A 1,181-nucleotide genomic window follows, 5' to 3' on the forward strand; every position below is an offset into this window, starting at 1 on the left:
TCGAACATGCGGCCCGATTTCACTACCCCATAAGCCAGCTGGAGCAGCTTTCTCATTCCCGCACAGACCTGCTCTTTTCCTGATTTTCCTCGCTCTGCCAGCCGGTGCATCAGACTTTTCACCACTTCGTTATATCTTCCGGCTACGATGGCAGGCATGTATAGCGCGCTGCGCAACTCTGCATGACCGAACACCCAGGCGTTATTGTTGCGCCCACGGTAAATGTCTTTGTTGTCACCGTAAGGGCGACTGCACTATCCGGTAACCCCATTGTGCATAGCAGCAGCCCAAAAAAAGGGCGAGACAAACCGTTGCTTCTCAGCAAAGAAGCCCAATTCCCTTTTGCCCACATAGTGTATTTTTCAGTACTCGACGTTCACATTCAGCGTATCGGTATAGGTCCCCGGCAGCACCGTCACGCTGTTACCTCCGCCCTGGATTCGGCCGTACAGGGTGTACGAATCGATACCATTGTTAGTTGAAGCCCGGGTGATGTTGACGTTATTTCCGATTTCCGTACCGAAATTGCTGTCGCTATATACGCTGTAGGCGATACCCTGGGTATTGCTTGCTGTTCGCAGATAACGCGGTGTTGCGCCGGGCGTGCCAACAGTGGTACCCGGCTGCGCCGAGTTGGTATTGCTCATTATCCGCACCGTATAACTGGTGGTGGTGCACTGAATGGTAAAAGTACTCCCTCCTGCGCCCGTCGCCGACAATTGCGTAGTCAACTGGCTGAAAGTGGCTGGACTGGTACCAAAATCGAGGGTACCGAAGTTAATGCCAGATTGTGACGGTGAGCCGTTTATAAGACAGCCGTTTGATAGCGTCAACGTCGCAGCAATTGTTCCCGAACTGGTTACCGCATCGGCGTTATTTATCGACACTGCCGTCATCCCAATAATCAGGGCAAGGCGTAATGGCTTCATGTTGCACCTCCGAAAATGACGCCCGTACTTTATGAAGAAAATAAGATATCCGGTTACAAAGGATGTATTTCAATTGTAGCAATAACAGAAATTTAGTTGATGTATCCGCGTTCAACCAATCTTTGCTGACAGCGAAACATTTAGGTAATCTGTATTTATTTTCCTTTTGTTTCAATGAGTAAGTATCCTCCGGCAGAGCCGGAGGCTTTAGGGTGAGCGCCTCAAAGGCGCCGACAAACCATGAGCCGCCCA

The 1,181-nt window shown here is 50.5% G+C and carries 2 protein-coding genes; both read right to left on the reverse strand.

Annotation, left to right across the window (positions count from 1 at the left end):
• Window positions 1–362: 362 nt before the first annotated feature.
• Window positions 363–929, reverse strand: coding sequence for a Csu type fimbrial protein (locus ACSZO4_RS25610; protein WP_437891892.1), 567 nt, complete (start codon window positions 927–929; stop codon window positions 363–365).
• On the reverse strand, window positions 874–1,181 hold a 308-nt coding region (locus ACSZO4_RS25615), incomplete at its 5' end, for a hypothetical protein (RefSeq protein ID WP_437891893.1). The genes ACSZO4_RS25610 and ACSZO4_RS25615, both read right to left, overlap by 56 nt.

This window comes from Phytobacter sp. V91 (genome assembly GCF_965644225.1).
GTDB lineage: Bacteria > Pseudomonadota > Gammaproteobacteria > Enterobacterales > Enterobacteriaceae > CBFFRJ01.

What these genes read in the sequence shown, in the direction of transcription:
- ACSZO4_RS25610 (WP_437891892.1), bottom strand. Translation starts at nt 929, where the DNA reads ATGAAGCCATTACGCCTTGCCCTGATTATTGGGATGACGGCAGTGTCG.